The organism is Paenibacillus sp. EB106-05-06-XG162 (assembly GCF_058791655.1).
The window spans coordinates 80009-100196 of sequence record NZ_JBYTDT010000006.1; the positions used below are offsets into that span (position 1 = coordinate 80009).

22 protein-coding genes are annotated in these 20188 nt (G+C 46.3%); 20 read left to right on the plus strand and 2 right to left on the minus strand.

Features of this window, described 5'->3' with window-relative positions:
- Positions 1-25 precede the first annotated feature (25 nt).
- From AC3WU2_RS15095 to AC3WU2_RS15105, 3 genes are read left to right on the plus strand one after another with little or no spacing between them, the layout of a single operon-like run.
- Positions 26-754: an RNA polymerase sigma factor gene (locus tag AC3WU2_RS15095; protein WP_492455468.1), complete on the plus strand. Its 729-nt coding sequence runs from the start codon at positions 26-28 to the stop codon at positions 752-754.
- Between the two features lie 21 nt (positions 755-775).
- Entirely contained in the window at positions 776-1279 is a 504-nt protein-coding gene (locus tag AC3WU2_RS15100; protein WP_492455470.1) for a GNAT family N-acetyltransferase, read from the plus strand.
- 32 nt (positions 1280-1311) lie between these two features.
- The gene (locus AC3WU2_RS15105; RefSeq protein WP_492455472.1) at positions 1312-1833 is read left to right on the plus strand and encodes a hypothetical protein; all 522 of its coding nucleotides are present in this window, start codon (positions 1312-1314) and stop codon (positions 1831-1833) included.
- A 4-nt stretch (positions 1834-1837) separates the two neighbouring features.
- On the opposite strand, the gene AC3WU2_RS15110 is transcribed toward AC3WU2_RS15105, so the two are convergent.
- A complete protein-coding gene (locus AC3WU2_RS15110) occupies positions 1838-3361 on the minus strand; it encodes an FAD-dependent oxidoreductase (RefSeq protein WP_492455474.1) in 1524 nt (507 codons plus the stop codon).
- A 248-nt stretch (positions 3362-3609) separates the two neighbouring features.
- Between AC3WU2_RS15110 and AC3WU2_RS15115 the strand changes: the two genes are divergently transcribed.
- From AC3WU2_RS15115 to AC3WU2_RS15165, 11 genes are all read left to right on the plus strand, one after another.
- Positions 3610-4608: a glucosaminidase domain-containing protein gene (locus AC3WU2_RS15115; RefSeq protein WP_492455476.1), complete on the plus strand. Its 999-nt coding sequence runs from the start codon at positions 3610-3612 to the stop codon at positions 4606-4608.
- 126 nt (positions 4609-4734) lie between these two features.
- Positions 4735-5499, plus strand: coding sequence for a MerR family transcriptional regulator (locus tag AC3WU2_RS15120; RefSeq protein ID WP_018758198.1), 765 nt, complete (start codon positions 4735-4737; stop codon positions 5497-5499).
- Positions 5500-5687: 188 nt separating this feature from the next.
- Positions 5688-6680 carry an ABC transporter substrate-binding protein gene (locus tag AC3WU2_RS15125; RefSeq protein WP_492455479.1) on the plus strand — a complete coding sequence of 331 codons (993 nt, stop codon included), beginning with the start codon at positions 5688-5690 and terminating at the stop codon, positions 6678-6680.
- Between the two features lie 39 nt (positions 6681-6719).
- Positions 6720-7709, plus strand: coding sequence for a FecCD family ABC transporter permease (locus AC3WU2_RS15130; protein ID WP_492455481.1), 990 nt, complete (start codon positions 6720-6722; stop codon positions 7707-7709).
- Between the two features lies 1 nt (position 7710).
- Positions 7711-8502 carry an ABC transporter ATP-binding protein gene (locus AC3WU2_RS15135; protein ID WP_492455852.1) on the plus strand — a complete coding sequence of 264 codons (792 nt, stop codon included), beginning with the start codon at positions 7711-7713 and terminating at the stop codon, positions 8500-8502.
- A 19-nt stretch (positions 8503-8521) separates the two neighbouring features.
- Positions 8522-9019 carry a HugZ family pyridoxamine 5'-phosphate oxidase gene (locus tag AC3WU2_RS15140; RefSeq protein WP_018758202.1) on the plus strand — a complete coding sequence of 166 codons (498 nt, stop codon included), beginning with the start codon at positions 8522-8524 and terminating at the stop codon, positions 9017-9019.
- A 26-nt stretch (positions 9020-9045) separates the two neighbouring features.
- Positions 9046-9510 carry a DinB family protein gene (locus AC3WU2_RS15145; RefSeq protein WP_492455483.1) on the plus strand — a complete coding sequence of 155 codons (465 nt, stop codon included), beginning with the start codon at positions 9046-9048 and terminating at the stop codon, positions 9508-9510.
- 145 nt (positions 9511-9655) lie between these two features.
- Complete coding sequence (locus tag AC3WU2_RS15150) at positions 9656-10543, plus strand: ABC transporter permease subunit (RefSeq protein WP_492455485.1); 888 nt, start codon at positions 9656-9658, stop codon at positions 10541-10543.
- Entirely contained in the window at positions 10540-11460 is a 921-nt protein-coding gene (locus AC3WU2_RS15155; protein ID WP_492455487.1) for an ABC transporter permease, read from the plus strand. Before AC3WU2_RS15150 ends, AC3WU2_RS15155 begins: the two co-directional genes overlap by 4 nt.
- 167 nt (positions 11461-11627) lie before the next feature.
- Positions 11628-12134, plus strand: a complete 507-nt coding sequence (gene sigV, locus AC3WU2_RS15160) for an RNA polymerase sigma factor SigV (RefSeq protein ID WP_492455489.1) — start codon at positions 11628-11630, stop codon at positions 12132-12134.
- Entirely contained in the window at positions 12135-12257 is a 123-nt protein-coding gene (locus AC3WU2_RS15165; RefSeq protein ID WP_492455491.1) for a hypothetical protein, read from the plus strand.
- Between the two features lie 21 nt (positions 12258-12278).
- Here the strand turns inward: AC3WU2_RS15165 and AC3WU2_RS15170 are convergent, their stop codons facing one another.
- Positions 12279-13097 carry an alpha/beta hydrolase gene (locus AC3WU2_RS15170; protein ID WP_492455493.1) on the minus strand — a complete coding sequence of 273 codons (819 nt, stop codon included), beginning with the start codon at positions 13095-13097 and terminating at the stop codon, positions 12279-12281.
- 176 nt (positions 13098-13273) lie between these two features.
- Between AC3WU2_RS15170 and AC3WU2_RS15175 the strand changes: the two genes are divergently transcribed.
- From AC3WU2_RS15175 to AC3WU2_RS15200, 6 genes are all read left to right on the plus strand, one after another.
- Positions 13274-14116 (plus strand): EcsC family protein, encoded by an 843-nt coding sequence (locus AC3WU2_RS15175; protein ID WP_492455495.1) that lies wholly within the window; start codon positions 13274-13276, stop codon positions 14114-14116.
- Between the two features lie 154 nt (positions 14117-14270).
- Positions 14271-16460 carry a heavy metal translocating P-type ATPase gene (locus tag AC3WU2_RS15180; protein WP_492455497.1) on the plus strand — a complete coding sequence of 730 codons (2190 nt, stop codon included), beginning with the start codon at positions 14271-14273 and terminating at the stop codon, positions 16458-16460.
- A 296-nt stretch (positions 16461-16756) separates the two neighbouring features.
- Positions 16757-16912, plus strand: a complete 156-nt coding sequence (locus AC3WU2_RS15185) for a DUF1540 domain-containing protein (protein WP_018758211.1) — start codon at positions 16757-16759, stop codon at positions 16910-16912.
- Between the two features lie 195 nt (positions 16913-17107).
- Complete coding sequence (locus AC3WU2_RS15190; RefSeq protein WP_492455500.1) at positions 17108-18055, plus strand: VanW family protein; 948 nt, start codon at positions 17108-17110, stop codon at positions 18053-18055.
- Between the two features lie 5 nt (positions 18056-18060).
- Complete coding sequence (locus AC3WU2_RS15195; protein ID WP_492455502.1) at positions 18061-18369, plus strand: phasin family protein; 309 nt, start codon at positions 18061-18063, stop codon at positions 18367-18369.
- A 47-nt stretch (positions 18370-18416) separates the two neighbouring features.
- Entirely contained in the window at positions 18417-20096 is a 1680-nt protein-coding gene (locus tag AC3WU2_RS15200; RefSeq protein WP_492455504.1) for an ABC1 kinase family protein, read from the plus strand.
- Positions 20097-20188 lie beyond the last annotated feature (92 nt).

Below are 20188 nucleotides of genomic sequence, written 5' to 3' on the forward strand. Positions count from 1 at the left end.
TTTATTGAGCAAAGGAGGTTGTGAAATGGTCTATATCGAACCTATGCAAGTAGAGAAGGTGTCTCATCAAGATCGTGTGGATCAGCTGCAGGTTGTACTTCGTCGTTACTGTCTTTCCATAACGAATTCCCGGGATGATGCAGAAGATTTGGTACAAGATACATGGGTTAAAGCTTTAAGTGCCAGTCCAGGACTGTCACATCTGAACCCGGAAGCATTGCTGCTTCGGATTGCGAAGAATACATGGATCGATCAGATGCGGAGAAGAACCCACCTGAGCCGAATCATGGAGCAGTTACAGCTAGATCCCATTTTGTACCCAGATCACGCCCGGCTGGAAGTAGAGGCTGCTTTTCATCACCTGATGAAGCATTTATCGCCGCGCCAACGAACAGTGTTCCTACTAAGGGATGTGCTCGGGTATTCCATTGCGGAAGCATCTAAGATCATGAAGACATCTGAAGGAGCCGTAAAAGCAGCACTTCATCGTGCTCGCCAAACACTAGCGGATATTCAAGATGAGAAGAATATCGATTCGGCTGTTACCGAAGATCATATCGCCAAAGAACAAATTGAGCGACTGGCGAGCACCTATCTAGACGGAGATATTGGCACGCTAATTCAACTGATCCAGAAGAACGATATGGAATCTGTTGCGATGATCGGTCAGATTGAGAATAAAATGCTGCAGAGATCGAGCACGGTTCAGGCCTGCATTTCGAAGTCCTATACCAGTATGATGATGGCCGCTTAATTTTACCTTGGGAGAGCGAAAATGATTACAAGACCGAATCTATCTGACCTTAAGCATTTGATGGACATCATCCATAGGTGTACAGACCACCTCAACCAATTAGGAATTGATCAGTGGAACGAGCATTATCCAACGACAGAGCTTGTCAGATCAGACATAGCATTAGGGAATGTTTATACGTATCGTGAGGATGAAGCTATCCTCGGATTGATGACACTCGGTGAGACGCAACCTGCAGAATATGAGCATATTCAATGGTCAAGTAAGGATGATACGCGGGTACTAACGATCTATCGACTTGCAGTCGATCCGAAGTGTCAAGGGAGAGGGATCGCAAGGAAACTTATTGCATATGCCGAGCATGAGGCACGGAGCAGGGAGTTTTCTTGCATACGAATGGATTGTTACACGAAGAATAAAAGAGCCTATGAGCTATACCGCTACTTAAATTATGAACTGAAGGGGACGGTTGTTTTTCCGCATACGTACGTCCCTTTTTATTGTCTAGAGAAAATCTTGTCATAGAATGCAAACTGATTCAACATGGAGGGAACAAGGTGGCACGATCAGCAGAGAAAGTCCCTTTCGGTTATGAACCCCCGGTTCTAACACGGAAAGGGACGTTAATATACTACGATGCATTTGAGCATACGACAGATCTTGATCTGGAACTTGCCGCTGCATATGCTTCTACGCACGATTTTAAGGAACTGGTATTATACCCACTCCATGAAGAGACGGTAAGACGGATGACGAAGGAGCCGGTGAGCGCCTTCTACAAACGATTAGATCGTCTCGTGGATTGGCAGCAGCATCATGCGGGAATACCAGCGAAGATCGAACAATTCGATGGTAAACGGAAGAAGTATACACCAATCGATTCTGCCTTACGTCATCTTAGCGATCAATATGCTGCACCCTATTTCTTATTTCTCACGCCTGAGGTAGCCAATCAATTCGCATCCTACGATTCCTTCGAATCTTGGATTGTGAAGCTGCGTCTTGTCTTAACCGAGGAGCCTCAGCGGATGCATCCGAGGCTCGCGCAGTATCAACATCGTTGGTCGGTCCGTGCGTAACCAATTACAATCGAGTAAGGGGCCGCTTTGCTGGCCCTTCCATCACCTCACCATCGATCGAGAAGCGTGATCCATGACAAGGACAATCCCAGCTTAAATCTCCCGCATTCCATTCCACTTCACACCCCATGTGGGTACAAGTTGTATCCACCATATGTAAAACCCCTTGTGCATCGCGATAAGCGCCTGCCCTTTGGCCATCTACGGTGACCACATCGCCTTCGCCCACTTCTAAATCCTCAGGTTTCTTACGTACCATCTCCAACTTGCCGGCAATGAGATGTTTTGCCACATCCGCATTTTGCACGACGAACGTTTTAATATCGGGATCGGCATGGAACCGAGACGGCGTATACAGCGCTTGATACGGATTGTCACGCCCAAGTATGGTATCCCGCAGCAGAAGGGCTGCCAGGGTCCCTTGCGTCATACCCCATTTTCGATACCCTGTCGCCACATAGACGTTCTGAACACCAGATGAAATCTGCCCAATGTAAGGGATTTTGTCCAATGTAACAAGATCTTGTGTGGACCAACGATAAGGAATGTCTTCGACTTTGAACTGCTCCATCGCAAAGGTCTGCAGTGCTTCGTAATGCCGAATCGTACATACGCCTTGCCCCGTCTTATGCCCCTCGCCGCCTACCAACAAGAGAGTATCGCCATTCGCCATCGAGGTGCTGCGTATGGATCGCGTTGGATCTTCAGCGCGAATATACATCCCTCCAGGGTATGGCTCCGAACTTTTTACCCCAAGCACATAGGAGCGCTCAGCATGCAATCTTGAGAAATAAAAGCCCATGCCGTCATAGAACGGGAAATGGGAACAAGACACGGCGTGACGACATGTTACATGATGCCCATCGCGGGTAATGAGCTTTGGTTCAGGTGCATTCTCAACGGTCGTAACAGTGGTATGCTCATAAATTTTCCCGCCTAATTTCATGAACATCCGGACAAGTGCATATAGATAATGTAAAGGGTGGAATTGAGCCTGATTGCGCATGACGAGTGCTTGCTTCATGGATAGTGAGAGGGGCATCGATTGGACAAGTTCGCCATGAATTCCGAGCTGCTCGTAAGCCTTCATTTCAAGCTCTAAATTCCGCAAATACTGCTCATCGTTGGTATAAATATAAGCATCTTGATCTATTAATCCACAATTGATGGACTGTTCTTGGACAAGCTCTTTGATAAACTGTATTGCTTCTTGATTCGCATGATAGTAATACTGTGCCTTCTCCAGGCCCACATGCTGAATCAACTCGTGATAAATCAGGTCATGTTGTGCGGTAACTTTGGCTGTCGTGTGCCCCGTGGTGCCCTTTAGGAGCTCTCCAGCTTCGAGAAGTACGACGTCCAATCCCTCTCTGGCTAACAACAATGCGGTCGTAATGCCGGAAATTCCTCCTCCGACGACGGCTGCATCCGCTTGGATATCCTCTTTTAATGCGGGGAATGTCATTGGTTCCGAAGAAGCAATCCAGTAAGAATCAGGGTATTGCGGGAACGCATCAGTTGTCTTCATGGGTATCCTCCTGCTTCGATGTTCTCGCTGAATTTTTCCCATTTCGCACCAAAAAAATGTATGGACATCCCAAAGAATGACATCAAGAATTCGTGAATACGAGCCCAGTTGGTTCGATTCCGCTTAGGTCGACAAATAAACAAGTATTCCTCACAGACCGTTTGACATGCTTTTTACGATCAAATGTGTACAATCTAACCTATATTGAAGCAGGTTTACTTCATCACTTATAAGGAAGAGGTGTAATCATGCGTAGATTAATTAATTATCCATTATTTGTATATGTATTATGTTTGACATTGCTTTTGACAGTAGGTATGGATTTCCTCGCATCCACCAAAGCAGCGGGTTTAAATCCAAGTGTCCTAAATCCTCATTCGGAATCATCTCCTGCTCCTGTTAAGGAAGCCTCCATACTAGGTCCCATGTTTCCTGTTCATCTAAGCGCATCCAAATCTGTATCGAAAGAATTGAGTCGGGTAACAACCCTGTCCATAAGCAAGCCGTCTCAGAACAACAAGGTAACTGCCGCGAAACCGTCCTTTGATCGTTATGAAGTTACTGCAACTTACCTCAATGTTCGAGCAAACCCTTATGCAACATCCAAGAGAATCGATACGAAAAAGAAAGGGACCGTCCTGCAGGTGGTGCGCAAAACACCAAATGGCTGGCTTCAGCTGAAAGGCGGCGGTTATGTGCATGGAGGTTATGCGGTGTATATACCGGAGATCGATCCAAATCGTGAATTTCCAGATGTCGTGACCATGACGAAGCGTCCTGCACGAACCATCCCTCAACCTGTCGTGACGGAGCCAATGAAGCCGACATCATCCATCCAATCAGACTCCGGGTTATCGGAGGAACATATTGCGCAGTTATTCAAAGGTACGGCACTGGCGGGTCATGAGCTCGAAGAAGCGGTCTTAGAGATTGAAGAAGAGTATGGAATCAATGCTTATTTTACGATTGCTGTGATGAAGCTGGAGAGTGGCAATGGCAAGAGTAGGCTTGCGAAGACGAAAAATAATTTGTTCGGTTTAAATGCGACGGGCGGTTCGAATAAAGATGCATTTCATTTCAAATCCAAAGGTGCAAGTGTGGAGAAGTTCGGTCAGCTGCTATCCAAAAATTATGTGAAGAAAGGCTATACAACCGTCGAGAAGGTCGCGACGAAATATTGTCCTGTCAATCCGAAGTGGCCGAGTCTGGTCAAAGGTATTATGAAAAGTGACTATAAGAAGCTATAATTGACATAGATTGTTGTGAGAATGAAGTACATAAGAGCATGATTTTTAGGTGAAAAAAGATTACGAAATAGGGTTGACTTTGACGTTGCGTAAAGGTGTAACCTGAGGGTGTCAGGAGGCGAACATGTGGAATATACAGTCCAGAAACTAGGCAAACTCGCAGGGATCAGCACTCGAACGCTTCGATACTACGATGAGATTGAACTCCTTAAGCCGGCAAAGGTCAATTCGTCAGGGTATCGAATTTATGGTCAGAAGGAAGTCGACCGATTGCAGCAGATCTTATTCTATCGAGAACTCGGAATGAGTCTGGATCGTATTAAAGAGATCGTAACTTCTCCCAGCTTCAATGGGGCCATCGCGCTTCGAGAGCATCGAGAACAACTCCTTGACAGAAGACGGCAATTGGATGCGTTAATTGCGAATGTAGACAAATCGATTGCCTTTAACGAAGGGAGAATTACGATGACAGACCGTGAGAAATTCGAAGGTTTTAAGCAGAAAATGATCGATGAGAATGAACACAAATATGGGGCTGAAATCCGGTCGAAATACGGGGATGATACAGTCAACAAATCAAATGAGAAGTTGAAAAATATGACGCAAGAGCAGCATGATGAAGTCACGCGCCTTGCCAATGAAGTGATTGCTGTATTAGGCGATGCCATCCAGACAGGGGATCCAGCTAGCGATGTTGCGCAACGTGCTGCGGACTTGCACAAGCAGTGGCTCACCTATTATTGGAGCGAGTATAGTAAAGAGGCTCATGCGGGTGTCGCACAAATGTATGTCGATGACGAGCGTTTCCGTGCATATTATGATAACCATTACCCTGGGGCTGCGGAGTTTTTGCGTGATGCCATCCATATTTACACAGGACAACAGTCCTAATCAACGAAGTTCAAGAAAGCTTCTTCCCGTGATGGAAGGAGCTTTTTCTTTTGGGAGCATAGCAGAATTCATGATTTCTTAGATATTGAAAATAAGCTATTGTCAATGGCACACAACGTGTGTTAATATCTTCCTAGTTATGATAATGATTATCACTATCAATATAATATGTGGGGGAGACATACATAATGAATGCACAGTTTCGCAAATGGGGTTTATTGACGGGGGCTTTGTTACTAGCACTCGCTGTTGGTTGCAGCAGTAAAGAGCAGACAGCAGAAGCAGGACAAGAGACGACTGCACAAGTTGCAACTGAGGAGAAAGCAGCAGTTCCTGCGTCGGCTTATACCGTAGATGAGACCAAAGCTGCAGAATTACAAGCACAATTCGGGGATGCAGCGCCGAGTAAAGTGGTTGTGGCTTCCGTTGCGATCTCGGAAATTCTGAACGAATTAGGCGTTATGCCGGTCGGCGTTCCAACATCAACGCTAGAGTTACCCGCAGCATTCAAGGATTTGCCACGGATCGGATCCGCGCTCAAACCGGATATCGAGCAAGTAACGAAGCTGCAGCCGGATGTCATTCTAGGGCCAGAATCGATCAAGTCTAGTCTTGATAAGCAATTTAAGCCTGCAAATTTGAAGACAGCTTATCTGCCAGCCGATTCACTGGAAGAGTTGAAACTAACAACGGTCGTTCTCAGCCGCATTTTTAAGCAAGAAGATCAAGCCAATGCGTTCCTTGCAAAGCTCGCTGAACAAGAGAAATTAAGTGTAGAGCAAGCAAGTGGAAAGACACAGCCGAAGATCATGATTCTATTCGGCTCTGCAGAATCGTTCATGATGATGAATGAGAATACATTTGCAGGAAGTATTGCGAAGAAATTAGGAGCATCCAATGTGGTGTCCGATGTACTGAAATCCGAAGAAACTTATATACCTCTTAATATGGAAAATGTCGTCGCGGCGAATCCTGACGTGATTCTATTGGTTGCACATGGCGATGCCAATACAGCAGTGAAGAAGTTCGAAGAAGATGTGAAGAAGAACGGTGCGTGGGATAAATTGAACGCATTTAAGAATGACAAAGTCAAAGCGCTGGATTATAACTTGTTCGGCGTAGCGTCAGTCGTCAAAGCGTCGGATGCCTATCAACAGATGCTAAGCATTCTGTACTCATAATGACGTAGCTCTTGGGTTCGTGGAATAGGGGGAAGACAAGTGCTCGTACATAAAAAGGCAACCAGGTTAACGATAGGCTTGACGTTCGTCCTACTCATCTTAGCCATTATCGTATCGATGGGGCTTGGCAGCGTTCAATTCTCACCTGTAGAAATTATTAAAGCACTCTTCGGCTATGGCGGCGAAGTATCGGATACCATCCTGTGGGATATTCGAATTCCTCGTGTCATGCTCGCAGCAGTGATTGGCATTAATTTAGCATTATCAGGCGCGATGCTGCAGGCTGTTATGAATAATCCGCTCGCGGATCCGGGATTAACAGGGGTATCCAGCGGTGCATCCGTAGCCGTATTATTCATCTTGCTGGTCGTACCGCAATTCTCATCGTTCATCCCCTTCGCAGCGATCATTGGCGGCAGCTTGTCAGCGCTGATGGTCTATGCGCTTGCATGGAAGAAGAGGGGGATCACGCCAATACGGGTTATCCTTGCTGGGGTTGCTGTCAATTCTGTCTTCGGTGGCATTATCGGGTTGTTATCTCTCCTTTATAGCGATAAGCTGCCTGGAGCCTTGCAATGGTTGAATGGGAGTATGTCGGGCAAAGGTATGGGAGATCTGCGCGTGATGTTGCCGTACTCGGTCATTGGCTGGATCGTTGCGTTATTTTGTATCCGGCAAGCGAATATATTACGTCTCGGGGAGCAAGTTGCTTTGAATCTAGGCGAAAGCCTGAATCGCGTTCGCATTCTTCTCTCTTTCGTCGCTGTCTACTTAGCGGCGGTATCGGTATCAACGGTTGGGATGATTGGCTTCGTTGGCCTTGTTGTTCCACATATGGCACGAATGCTGGTCGGATCCGATTACAAACATCTGATTCCGATGAGTATTGGACTTGGCGCACTGGTATTGCTTGTTGCGGATACGATTGGTAGAACGTTCTTCGCTCCACTCGATATTCCTGCGGGCATTGTCATGGCTGTCGTTGGCGGGCCGTACTTTCTATATCTGATGAGGAAAGGTGATGTATAGCATGCTGGAAGCTACTTCGCTATCCATAAGTTATGATGGGAATCGTATTGTGAAAGACGTCTCTCTTCATGTCAATGAAGGAGAAATCGTCTCGATCATAGGCCCGAATGGATCTGGTAAATCGACGCTGCTCAAGGGGATGTCTCGTCTGATCCCATGCGAGAGCGGTCGTGTATGTATCGCGGGTCAAGAGCTGAGTGCGATGCGCAGCAAGCAAATTTCGCAGATGATGTGCATCTTATGCCAATCCAATCAGACGCCGGCTGATATGACGGTGGAAGAACTTGTCTCTTACGGCAGAACACCGCATAAGAAATGGTTCGAGCGGTTGACGCGTGAAGATCATGAGATCATCGATTGGGTGATAGAACAGACAGGGATGACTTCGTATCGGAAACGCCTAGTCGTATCCTTGTCAGGAGGCGAGGCGCAGCGAGCATGGATCGCTATGGCATTGGCTCAGCGTCCTAAGGTATTGCTGCTCGATGAACCGACAACATACTTAGATATTGCGCATCAGCTTGAAGTCTTAGAATTGGTGAGATCGCTGAATAAAGAACTTGGCATTACCGTTATCATGGTCCTGCATGATCTGAATCAGGCAAGTACGTATAGTGATAAAATTTGTGTCATTCGGAGTGGCGTCGTGGAGTTGGTCGGTAAACCGTCCGAAGTCTTAACACATGAAATGATTCGCAATGTGTACGGCGTCGAGGCTGAAGTAGAATTCACACCGAATTCGACCTCGCCGCGCATTCATCCAATTCGAAGAGCAGTTGCTAATGTAGGCTAAATTTGAGGAGGAATATCAGATGAAGACAATGGATATTGGAACAATGAAGCAGAAATATGTTGATTTTACGAGCAGTCGCAAGACATTAGTGATTAGCAGCTTGGATGAGCAGGGTATGCCATTCATTAGCTATGCGCCCTTCGTGAAGCTTAATGACAAGCTGTACATTTATATTAGCCGTATCTCTGATCATTATCGTTATGTGGAGAGCAATGACCGCGTTCATGTTATGATGATTGCGGACGAGAGTGAGACGCAGAATGTATTTGCTCGCGAGCGTGCACGTTGGTCTTGCTCGACTGCGAATCTTGGCAATGAGGGTCATGAAGAAATTTTCGAATTATTTAACACTTCGTTCGGTGAGAAAATGATGACGATGCTTCGTGGATTGGATTTCTCCTTATTCGAACTGACGCCACTCGAAGGTCGATTCGTTGTCGGGTTTGGTCAAGCATTCGATGTGAGCCTGTCAGGTGATAAATTCGAGCACGTCGTGGTTGATAAGAAAGATAAATAAGGAATTTGAAGGAGGTAAACTCGACCATGTCCTATGAATTCGTTCGTCCCGTATGGAGAACCGTCCGTGATCGGTTCCAGAAATCGATGTCCGCTTTGAAACCTGAAGAGTTGTCGCTGAAACTCTCGGATGACACATCCTCCATTGGTTTTATGGTTCGGCACAATGCCGAGGTAGAGTATATGTTCGCGGAGTGGTTCTTCCAGAAGCAAGCTCCGGAAGGTCTGATCTATCAGACCAATGGTCCTTCGACAGATGATTCTGCATTTACAGATCTAGCGTCGTTGCTCGCATTCTCGGAAGCTTCGGATCACTATTTAACTTCCGCGATGGAAGAGCTTCCTGAAGAGGCATGGGATCAGCCGGTCACTACACCGATGGGTGTGTCTACGCCGCGTGAAGCGTTGGGACGCGTTCTTTATCACGCGGGACTGCACGTAGGTCAGATTTCTTTAATCCGCAAATGTGCCGGGCAAGCTAGTCGAGTTTAATACATAACAGGGAGCGCCTTAGAAGGTGCTTCTTTTTTTTGTTGATGCAGGAAACTTTTTGCGAAAAATGGAGGGATTTACCTGATGTTGTCGAATACAACATGATTGAACTTTGATCATTCTGTCTGAAAGGAAGCTCTCTACGATGTCAAAACTATTTCAAGTATCGCTATTTGTGCCGGGGGTTCTACTCATTGTCCTTCTTTTTTCGATGTTGCCAGTTGTTTTTCAGGCTGATCCTGTGAATGGCGCGCTGCACTTTCAATGGATGAATGGCTTCACGAAGATCGGGGAGTATATTGATGGCATTTGGACCGGGCAATCCTTCCGCTATTACGCTGGGAGCAATGAATTATCGTTCTGGGAGCAGATTGGTTACTGCATTAAAGTTACATCCTTCTATATGGTTCTCGGTGCAGTCATGGGCATGACGGTTGGTATCTTGCTTGGCGTCTATTTCGCCGTTGCACGTGCGGAATGGTTCAAGCGTCTCCTAGAGTTGACGGGCGCATTGCCAGACTTCATTATCGTGATCGTCCTGCAATTCATCATCGTACTCGTCGCGATGGAGACGGGCTTGGTCATTGCCAAGGTCGCAAGCTTCAATGATAATGAACCTGCCATCCTACTTCCGCTGCTATCAACAATCATTATTCCTGCGAACTACATGATCCGTAATGTTGCGCTTCATATGAAGCATACGTTTACGGAGGATTATATCAATTTCGCGAAATCGCGAGGACTGCGGAAGGGGTATATCATTTTCCGCCATGCCCTGCCCAATGTATTGCCCTTCATCAAAGCGGATTTGCATAAATTTATGGGGATCTTGTTCGGCAACCTGTTTATATTCGAATATTTGTACAATTTGCACGGGGTTACACTGCTTGTATTCACCAATGCGTTTGGTATGAATAGCTATCAGTATAATCTGGTCGTCAACGGCATTCTGACGTTCTTGTTACTCTACGCGATCGTATATCTGCTGCTAAGGCTTATGATTCTAGGGTGGGAGAAGGTGTTGACACGATGAATCGAGCATTGATTGCAGGTCTCATCATTACCCTTGTCATGATTGCTGCTTCCTTCTTCGGACAATATCTAGCACCGCATCATTTGGAGGATCAGGTTGCAGTCCATTATGTTGTCGATGCGAATGGACAAGGCACATTAGTCGTACCGCCGATCTCTCCGAATGCCGAGTACCCATTTGGAACGGATAAGGCAGGAACGGATCTGATGGCGAAACTAATCGCTGGGTCCAAATACACGATTATTGTATCTCTCGCTGTTGCATTTGCTCGTATCTTCATCGGTGGGATTGTCGGTCTGCTCCTTGGTTATTTCGGTAAAGAAAAGAAGTCGCGTGCGAAACGGCTGCCCCTATGGAATGTATTAAACGGGATTCCTATGTTCATCATCGTATGGATGGTCATGATCGGCATTTCGATCAATCCGGTGGTATCCCCTGTCTATTTGTCGATCATACTCGCCGTCGTCATGACGATCGTCGGAATTCCGTCCGTCGCCTCGACGATTAAAGATAAAACGATGGTTATCCGGGAGAAGCAATTCATTATCTCGGCGAGATCGATCGGTGCAGGCCCCTTGACCATCATTCGAACGCATATTTTCCCACATATGAAGGAAAGCTTCATTATTTTGTTCGTACAAGAGATTATTCTGATTTTGGGATTGCTCGGACAATTGGCTATTTTCAATGTATTCGTAGGCGGAACGACGATGTACTTTGATCCCATTGAATATGTGAGCCGAACGAATGAATGGACTGGGCTCATCGGCCAAGCAAGGAATTTTTTGTTAATCTACCAATGGATCTTAGTTATTCCGCTTGTTGCTTACATCGTGTTTATTTTTGGCTTCCATCTCATTTCCGTCGGACTGGAGTCCATCTACAAAGAGAAATACTCCAAAGTATCTCATATTTAATTGTTCCGTGTTCGTCTCATGATTTGCTCGAGATTGTGACATAATAGCTATATGTAGAAGGGCTGAAGATCAGCATGTAAGGTGCTGCTGCAGTCCTTTTATTGTTCTTCAAGGAATTGATTCAAGCTTGGGGAATATTTGCTTAATGAGAAGGAGTATTCGATCTCATGCTTCAAAGTGAACTCGAAGAATGTTTAATCCGATGCATAACAGATTACCAAGCAAACATTTACCGTCTCGCATATAGCTATGTTCGGAATACCGAGGATGCCCTTGATATTGTCCAAGAATCGATACATAGAGCCTTAGTATCCGCCGAATCGCTGAAAAATCCCGATGCAATCAAAAATTGGTTCTTCCGCATTGTTGTTAATTTGTCGCTTGATTTCTTAAGGAAGCACAAAAGGATTCGAATTGTAGACGATGAAACACTGGAGTCGTATAGTTCGGGCACTGCTGATGACTATCCAGATCTTGACCTGAAGAGAGCATTAGAGGAGTTGCCTATGAAGTATCGCAGCATCGTAATCCTTCGATATTTCGAAGACATGAAGATTGAAGAAGTTGCAGAAGTCCTGCAAGAGAACGTGAATACGATTAAGACGCGTCTCTATCAAGCGCTCCGCCTTCTTCGTATCCAGCTGAATGATGACAGTTCTGAGGAGGTACAGTAGATGGACAATCCGATCGAACAATTAAAGAAAGGGTATCAAGACATTCCAATACCAGAGGAACTAGAACGTGTTGTTGAACAGGCAATCAAGCGTCGTAAGGGAAAGGCACCAGCCTCGAAATGATTGGGTGTCTTGTCTGAGAATCTAGTCACGCCCTGCTTCATAGATTCTGTAAGCGACGGACCGCGGGTCGGTCTTGGCTGTCGAGAAGTGGTCGCCACCGCCTTGAATATAGCGGAATAATCCAAGCCGACTCGACATGTGTGGATGCCAACCGTAGGAACCGTCAGCTTGTGGGGAGATCGCTGTATCCTCTGTCAGATTGACATAACTTCTTGGAATCGTTAGGTTGTAGAACTTCTTCAGAGCCAGCCTCTCAAAAAGCGGTCCTGCGGGCTCGGACGGTGTGTGATGATACATATGGGAAGCGAACTCGAAGCTTGCGGTGTTGGCGAAGTTCTCACGAAAGACAGGGAAAGGGAGCTTGATTGTATCATCAGGTGAACTTTTGCGTAATTGTATGAACATTTCACGGCCAGCAGGTGGGAGTTCATTAGCAACACTCTCTCCGTCCTTGAGCACGAATGCGTTCCAGAAGACCATTCTGCGAATGCGATCCGGTATTTGCTCAGCCACCTTCTGAACCACAGTCCCCCCGAAGCTGTGACCAACGAGGATAATATTGTGAAGGTTGTTAGACACAATGTAATCGACAACAGATTGCGTAATCATCGCATGCGTCACTACTTTGTTCGGATCTGCACCATGTCCAGCGTATTCCGGTACATACACCGTATGTCCCAAATGCCGGAGCTCAGCTGCGATTTCATCCCAGAAGCTTGTATCAGCCCATGAACCATGAATGAGGACGAAAGTCAATGGCTGGGGTTGTATAACATAAGAGGAACTTTCGATATATGGCCAAGGATTGGAATAGCGAACGTAGGGAAAGGGTACAAACATTTGTAATCAATTCCTTTCAGCGTATAGGCTCTTCTATATGTTTCTACGATATGCCCAGAGCGCCCAATTGGTTAATCTGAATGGATATTAAAAAATTGAAACGATCTGGAGTTCATCCACGTACTAGAAAAATACATGTCAACCCATGTGGATCAGAATGAGGGGATTGAGCGCTGATGGATGAACAAAGGACAACCCGAATGGAAACGAGTGAAGAATTACAACAAGAACTTAAAGGGATAACCAAATGGGAACAGGAGCAGCGTGATTTATGGATATGGGATCGAATCGCTCGCTTTCCTTTCAAAATATTAGATCGACTTACACCGAAGTTCATTCATGATAAAATTGGCAAGGCACTCGACGAGCTTGGCGGATATGTTCAAGACGGAGGCAAATACCTCGTATCTAGTGAGCAAATCAATCAGAAATTACGAGAAAAAGGCGACTTCCCGAATGATATTGCTGTTGATCAATTACCGCTATCGATCATGGATGCCGTAGCCGTTGATCTATCCAACAGCCGGAGTAAACTTGCGACCTTGCAAGGTGCAACGACAGGCATTGGCGGGATTTTTACCCTCGCAATCGATATACCGGCGATCCTAGGATTATCCTTGAAGGTGATACAAGAAATTGGACTATGTTACGGGTTCGATCCGAATACGCAGCAAGAACGGGTCTTTACGGTGAAGGTCATGCAATTCACATCGTCAGATATTGTCGGTAAACGCGCCATTCTGGACGATTTGAATGCTGAGACGGCTTCGGAGTATAAGGATTCTGAAGCGGGTAATGCAACCTTGTCCCGAATTGAAGGCTGGCGCGAAGTGATGACAGTCTATCGGGATAACTGGGGTTGGAAGAAGTTGTTTCAGATGATACCAATTGCAGGAATGGTGTTCGGCGCTTGGATTAATCGTGGCATGATGCAAGATGTAGCAGATGCAGCACATAAGTTATATCGGAAGCGCAGAATCCAGATTAGGCTTGCAGAATTAGAGAATCGACACGCATAGCAATGCATGATATTGGAAAATAGAGTAGAGAAATAGGGGCGTACTTCGGTATGACTCCTATTTTTATTTGTGTAAGAAGCATTGGACAGGGCATGCTCTATCTTCTGAGGCATATAATATATCGATTTACGATGAAAATGGGAGGTAGCGTGTAATGAACACCCAAATTCAGCTTCAGATTACGGGGATGACCTGTGCGGCCTGTTCGGCTAGGATCGAACGAACGCTTCGCAAGCTGCCAGGTGTCGATACCGTCTCCGTGAATTTACCATTCGGACAGGCCCATGTCGAGCTCGACTCGAATGTGATTCAGGTTTATCAGATTACCGAGAAGATCCAGCAGATCGGTTATGGTGTGAAAGAGGAACTTGAAGATGCACATACGCACGCTAGCAACGAAATTCGATTCTACAGGAAAAGATTCGTTGCATCGGCTTTAATGTCAATACCATTATTCTGGGTCATGTTAGGTCATTTTACTTGGATGCCGGGCATTGAGGTGCCGGCGCTCATCGCTTCACCTTGGACTCAGCTGCTTATCGGGACGATCCTGCAATTCCTCATCGGATTCCCTTTCTATTATGGAGCGTACAAGGCATTGATTCAGCGATCTGCGAACATGGACGTCCTCGTTGCGCTTAGCACGACGATGGCATATCTTTATAGCCATTATCTCATTTTTAATGCGATGCATACCCAAGAGATGCACCATACCCATTATTACTTCGATACAAGCGCGATGATCTTTACCGCCGTGTTGCTCGGGAAATGGCTCGAATCTATCGCGAAAGGGAGAGCGCTCAAAGGAATGAGCCACATGCAATCGCTGCAAGCACGGATGATTCGTCTTCTTGATGGTACACAAGAGAGATGGATACCCGTAGAGGATTTAAGCATCGGAGCGACCGTGATCGTCTATCCTGGAGAAGTCGTCTCTGTCGATGGGAAACTGATTCGAGGACTGACGGAGGTGGATGAATCTTTCTTGACAGGGGAGAGTAAGCTGGTCCAGAAATCTATGGGTGATATGGTGTACAACGGCTCAAAGAATGTTTCTGGCGTCATTCATATTCGAACTGCTGTTGACAATGCCAATTCACAGTTGTCCAGGATGATTCAGCTCGTGGAACAGGCACAACATAGTAAACCGCTCGTTCAGCGTCAAGTGGATCGATTGGCTGCATTATTTGTTCCGGCGATGATTCTGTGCGGCGCTATTACCTTTCTGGTCTGGAACTATATGATCTTGCCAGGGGATCCTGAGATGGCATGGCATCACGCGATGGCAGTATTATTGGTCTCCTGCCCTTGTGCCCTTGGATTAGCAACACCGATATCCATTCTGATTACATCGAGTTTGTCAGCAAGGCGAGGAATTCTGTTCAAGGAAGGTAAGTATATTGAGAGCCTCTACCGAATGGATTGCTTCCTGCTCGATAAGACAGGGACACTCACGGAAGGCAAACCCAGTGTTCAAGCGATTGATGCTCCAGGTCAATCCGAGAATTATATTCTCCGCGTTGCAGCTGCCTTGGAGCGGTATTCCGCACATCCGTTAGCTCAAGCCATTGTCACAGCTGCTGAGAAGAAACAGTTATTGTTGCCTGAAGCTTCAGCTGTGACGGAGATTGCAAGCCAAGGCATTATGGGTTGTGTCGAAGGCATACAGCTTCATATTGGAAAAGAATCATGGCTGCAGTCGATGGACATCTCAGTCCCAGGTGCATTTAAGCCGCGGGTGAAACATGCAGGGGAGACTCGACTTCATGTCGCATTGCATGGTGTATGGAAGGCGACGATCTATTTATCGGACCCGATCCGACCTTCTTCATCGGAAGGGATTGCACTTTTGAAGAAGCACGGGACCGTGATGATGGTGACCGGAGATGAGCAAGCGGTAGCGGCTGATGTTGCTGGACGTACAGGGATTGAATACGTATATGCTGGCATGCTCCCTGCTGACAAGTTACAGCTTGTGAATCGTCTGCAATCGGAAGGGCGCAGAGTTGCGATGATCGGAGATGGCGTGAATGATACGGCGGCACTCACCGCTGCGGATATTGGGATCGCGATGGACTCAGGGACTCGTACGGCGATCGAAGCCGGGGATGTTGTTCTGTTGAGAGGGGATCTCACCCATGTTCCAGCTGCAATTCAACTAAGTCGAAATGCCATGCGCAATATTCGCCAGAATCTCGGATTTTCACTAGCCTACAATATGATCACGATTCCAATGGCAGCCGCGGGTTTCCTGGAGCCAATGACGGCTTGTGTGCTTATGGCATTTAGTTCAGTGACGGTTGTCTGCAATGCGCTTCGACTGACGAAGAAGCTCAAGCATTGAGAAGAATTTGGATAAATGTTTATACTAAATTGAGAATCGAGTGAGAATGAACAGCTCGTGTATAAACCTCTCCAAAACCGCAATGCTAGTAATGAGTGTTCAAAAAGTCGGCATTTCAGCACCGAGAAGGTTGCGAGAACCTGAAGAAGACGGAACGGAGTTTAGGGGAAACCTAAATGAGTACCGGACTTCGAAGGTGAACGCAAGATTCGATGTGGATTATGCTTCTTGAATGACTTCGTGATCAAATGATGACTTTTTGAACAACCTCTAGTAGTGAGGGAGGTGAATATCACATGGCTAAAGATGTACTATGCGAAGTGAATAACTGCAAATTCTGGGCGAACGGCAACAAATGCAACGCTACTTCTATCTATGTCGTAAGTAACCGCGGTTCAAATGCTAGAAATTCGGAAGAGACCGATTGTAAAACGTTCGAATCAAAAATCTAATGTAAATGGGGTAGCGTCGGAAATGATCCGGACTACCCCATTTACACGTTATAGAGGGGATTACCTTCTGCAAGACATTGTCTGTGAACCCGTAAGTTAAATAGGATTCCACTCCATTGTTACATATCGGATAAATCCATACACTTTGATACACATTATAGAACGTAATGAGATGTGCACTGGAGGTAAGCAATCATGGGGCCATATGGACTTATGACGGTAATTGTTCTATTTTCTCGATTAATTTCACCTGACAATTTCGTTGTGGAATGGAATGGAGAGACGCTGGCAACCGTTCATCGAACGGATTATGCGCTGCCTCAGCCGGGTATTCCGCTTATCAATGAGAATAAGTTCCAGAAGTTCCTCGATAAAATAGGCAAAAAAGTGTATCTTGCACCCGTAAATGCGGGCCTAGATGATCTTGGGAGGATCATACCGGAACAAATGGGGAGAAAGTTAGATCGGCGTTTGCTCATGGAACAATTTTATCGATTTATGTATGAAGGGGGCTCATCCAAGATCGAAGTCCCACAACGGCCCTCGTTTCCTAAGGTCGATCGGGAGCTTCTCTCCATCATCCGAGAGAAACAAATTGGTCAATACATAACGTATTTCAACCCGAGGAATAGGAATCGTTCCCAGAATATTGTCCTGGCGGCGCGTGCAGTGAATAATCAAGTTTTGTTTCCAGGAGAGAAGTTCTCCTTTAATCAAGTCGTCGGTATACGGACCGAGTCGAAGGGATACCAACGTGCGCATGTTATCGTCAAAGGGGAGATCGCGGAAGGCGTTGGGGGTGGAATTTGCCAAATTTCTTCCACATTGTTCAATGCGGTTGATCGCGCAGGGCTGCGCATCATTGAGCGCTATTCTCATAGTCGAAATGTCCCCTATGTGCCCCCTGGTCGAGATGCGACGGTTAGTTGGGGAGGTCCGGATCTGGTGTTCCAGAATAAGTACAACCAGCCCATATTCATTCGAGCATTGGTCCATGGCGGACAAATTCAAGTTCTAATCTATTCGTCTGAAGGGGTTAATTACAAGTCCCGCGGTGTGCCGAGCGCCTCGGAACAGCTGCCGGAAGAGATTTTCTCAGATTCGTATCAATTAGATATACAACAGTTTAATACAGGAGGTTAGATCAGATGAAGGATCTATTGAATCGTTCGTTATCGTTAGGGATTGGTATTATTGCGCAAAGCAAGGAACAAATTGAGAAGACGGTGGAGGAACTCGTCAATAAAGGGGAACTAACCCGTAAGGAATCTGCTGAATGGGTTGATGAACTTGTCAAGAAAGGCGAAGAAGCGCGGCAGAAGATCGAGTCGAATGTGATGGAGCGTGTACAACGTACCATGGGAGAGCAGCAGACCCGGGGCGTGACGCGGGAAGAGTTCGATGAACTGTCCCAACGTCTTGCGAGACTGGAACAGCGGTTGGCTGAGAATCAATAAAGGTTTGATTCGAATTCAGATAAATCCGGTACCGAGGAGGGTGCTGTATGCAGATTAGAAAAAGAATACGCCAGCTTAAACGGTATCGGAAAATTGCCATTGCGCTTGTTCGCAATGGCTTCGGTTTTATCGTCCATGATCTTGACTTACTGGAATTGGTTCCGTTTTTGCGTAGCAACGAAAGACATGATGTACATAAGAAGTCCATTGGTGAGCGAATTCGTCTGATTCTTGAAGAGTTGGGTCCTACCTTCGTGAAGCTCGGGCAAATTGCTAGCACGCGACCGGATTTGTTGCCAGCGGATGTCATAACAGCGCTTGAACAGCTGCAGGATCAAGTGCCACCATTCCATTCTGATGAGGTAGTGGAGATTGTTGAGGATGAGCTTGGAGATCGTCTTCAGCATGTTTTCCTTGATTTCGAATTGGTCCCTTTGGCTTCAGCTTCTATTGGGCAAGTTCATCAAGCGACATTGCATGATGGCACACAAGTCGCCGTGAAAGTACAACGACCGCGAATTCAAGAGATCATCGAGACTGATCTCGGGATGCTGGCTGAATTTGCAATTCTTGCGGAGAAACGCTTGGAATGGGCGCGGGACTATCGCCTTACTGAAATTGTTCACGAGTTAGCCCGTTCACTCCATGCGGAGTTGGACTACTCCGCCGAAGCGCGTAATGGTGAGAAGTTCGCGAAGCAATGCAAGCATTTGCAGCACGTACGGGTACCTTCATTATTTCCTAAGTATTGTACGCGACGCATCCTAACGATGGAATATGTGACTGGGATCAAGCTGTCTGACCACGCAGGATTGATGGAAACGGGGCATAATCGCACAGAAATTGCTAGACAATTCGCATCGGTTATTTTTCATCAGGTTCTGATCGAAGGATTCTTTCATGGAGATCCACATCCTGGAAATGTGTTGGTACAAGAAGATGGGGATCTCATATTGCTTGATTTTGGGATGGTGGGACGGCTGTCGGATGCGATGAAGAAGCATTTCGCGCTTCTTGTTATTGCACTGCGCAATCAGAGCTCCAGAGGGGTCATTCGAGCCATTGGGAAGATGGGGATTGTTCCGGATGATGTTGATGATGCCGCTCTACGCTTAGATGTCGATGAGTTAAGAGATAAATATATTCAAGTCCCGCTAAGCCAGGTGCATATTGGCGAGGCTGTGAATGATTTATTTCGGGTTGCACGAGGTCACCGAATCCGTATCCCTTCCGAATTAACGATGCTCGGTAAGACACTCCTCACCATGGAAGGCGTTGTAACAACTCTGGACCCTGAGTTTAGCATATTTGAAATCGCTGAGCCTTACGGGCGTAGGCTATTCAAGGAACAGTTTGACCCGATTCGTATTGGTCGGCAGTGGCTCGATGACATTCCAGAATTTTTTGACTTGCTCACCGAAGTGCCAACGAGTTTGAGAAATTTACTTACTCAGCTGCAGAGAGGGAAAATTCGGATCGAAGTGACGGCTCCGGAATTAACGAAATTTCTACATAAATTGGATCGTGTGGCGGATAAAGTATCGTTCAGTATTGTTCTGCTCGCATTCAGTATTTTGATGGTAGGTCTCATAGTAGGGTCATCGATTGGTCATAAGACAACGCTTACGAGATTTCCGGTGATTGAGATGGGTCTAGGTATTGCTGTATTGTTCGTCCTATGGCTCGTCTTCGAGATGATCAAGTCTTTACGTTCCAAGCAGCGATGAGGAAGGTTTCGAATTCCTTCGTTCATTTCAAAATCTTGCGCTTCCATTCAGGCAGGCTATCATCGGGTCAGTCACTTGGTTATACTGTTCAT

Bases quoted from the DNA above. Each gene is read 5' to 3' on its own strand.
- AC3WU2_RS15095 (WP_492455468.1), top strand. From the start codon at position 26: ATGGTCTATATCGAACCTATGCAAGTAGAGAAGGTGTCTCATCAAGAT.
- AC3WU2_RS15100 (WP_492455470.1), top strand. From the start codon at position 776: ATGATTACAAGACCGAATCTATCTGACCTTAAGCATTTGATGGACATC.
- AC3WU2_RS15110 (WP_492455474.1), bottom strand. From the start codon at position 3,361: ATGAAGACAACTGATGCGTTCCCGCAATACCCTGATTCTTACTGGATT.
- AC3WU2_RS15115 (WP_492455476.1), top strand. From the start codon at position 3,610: ATGCGTAGATTAATTAATTATCCATTATTTGTATATGTATTATGTTTG.
- AC3WU2_RS15125 (WP_492455479.1), top strand. From the start codon at position 5,688: ATGAATGCACAGTTTCGCAAATGGGGTTTATTGACGGGGGCTTTGTTA.
- AC3WU2_RS15135 (WP_492455852.1), top strand. From the start codon at position 7,711: ATGCTGGAAGCTACTTCGCTATCCATAAGTTATGATGGGAATCGTATT.
- AC3WU2_RS15140 (WP_018758202.1), top strand. From the start codon at position 8,522: ATGAAGACAATGGATATTGGAACAATGAAGCAGAAATATGTTGATTTT.
- AC3WU2_RS15145 (WP_492455483.1), top strand. From the start codon at position 9,046: ATGTCCTATGAATTCGTTCGTCCCGTATGGAGAACCGTCCGTGATCGG.
- AC3WU2_RS15150 (WP_492455485.1), top strand. From the start codon at position 9,656: ATGTCAAAACTATTTCAAGTATCGCTATTTGTGCCGGGGGTTCTACTC.
- AC3WU2_RS15155 (WP_492455487.1), top strand. From the start codon at position 10,540: ATGAATCGAGCATTGATTGCAGGTCTCATCATTACCCTTGTCATGATT.
- sigV (WP_492455489.1), top strand. From the start codon at position 11,628: ATGCTTCAAAGTGAACTCGAAGAATGTTTAATCCGATGCATAACAGAT.
- AC3WU2_RS15165 (WP_492455491.1), top strand. From the start codon at position 12,135: ATGGACAATCCGATCGAACAATTAAAGAAAGGGTATCAAGACATTCCA.
- AC3WU2_RS15170 (WP_492455493.1), bottom strand. From the start codon at position 13,097: ATGTTTGTACCCTTTCCCTACGTTCGCTATTCCAATCCTTGGCCATAT.
- AC3WU2_RS15175 (WP_492455495.1), top strand. From the start codon at position 13,274: ATGGATGAACAAAGGACAACCCGAATGGAAACGAGTGAAGAATTACAA.
- AC3WU2_RS15180 (WP_492455497.1), top strand. From the start codon at position 14,271: ATGAACACCCAAATTCAGCTTCAGATTACGGGGATGACCTGTGCGGCC.
- AC3WU2_RS15185 (WP_018758211.1), top strand. From the start codon at position 16,757: ATGGCTAAAGATGTACTATGCGAAGTGAATAACTGCAAATTCTGGGCG.
- AC3WU2_RS15190 (WP_492455500.1), top strand. From the start codon at position 17,108: ATGGGGCCATATGGACTTATGACGGTAATTGTTCTATTTTCTCGATTA.
- AC3WU2_RS15195 (WP_492455502.1), top strand. From the start codon at position 18,061: ATGAAGGATCTATTGAATCGTTCGTTATCGTTAGGGATTGGTATTATT.
- AC3WU2_RS15200 (WP_492455504.1), top strand. From the start codon at position 18,417: ATGCAGATTAGAAAAAGAATACGCCAGCTTAAACGGTATCGGAAAATT.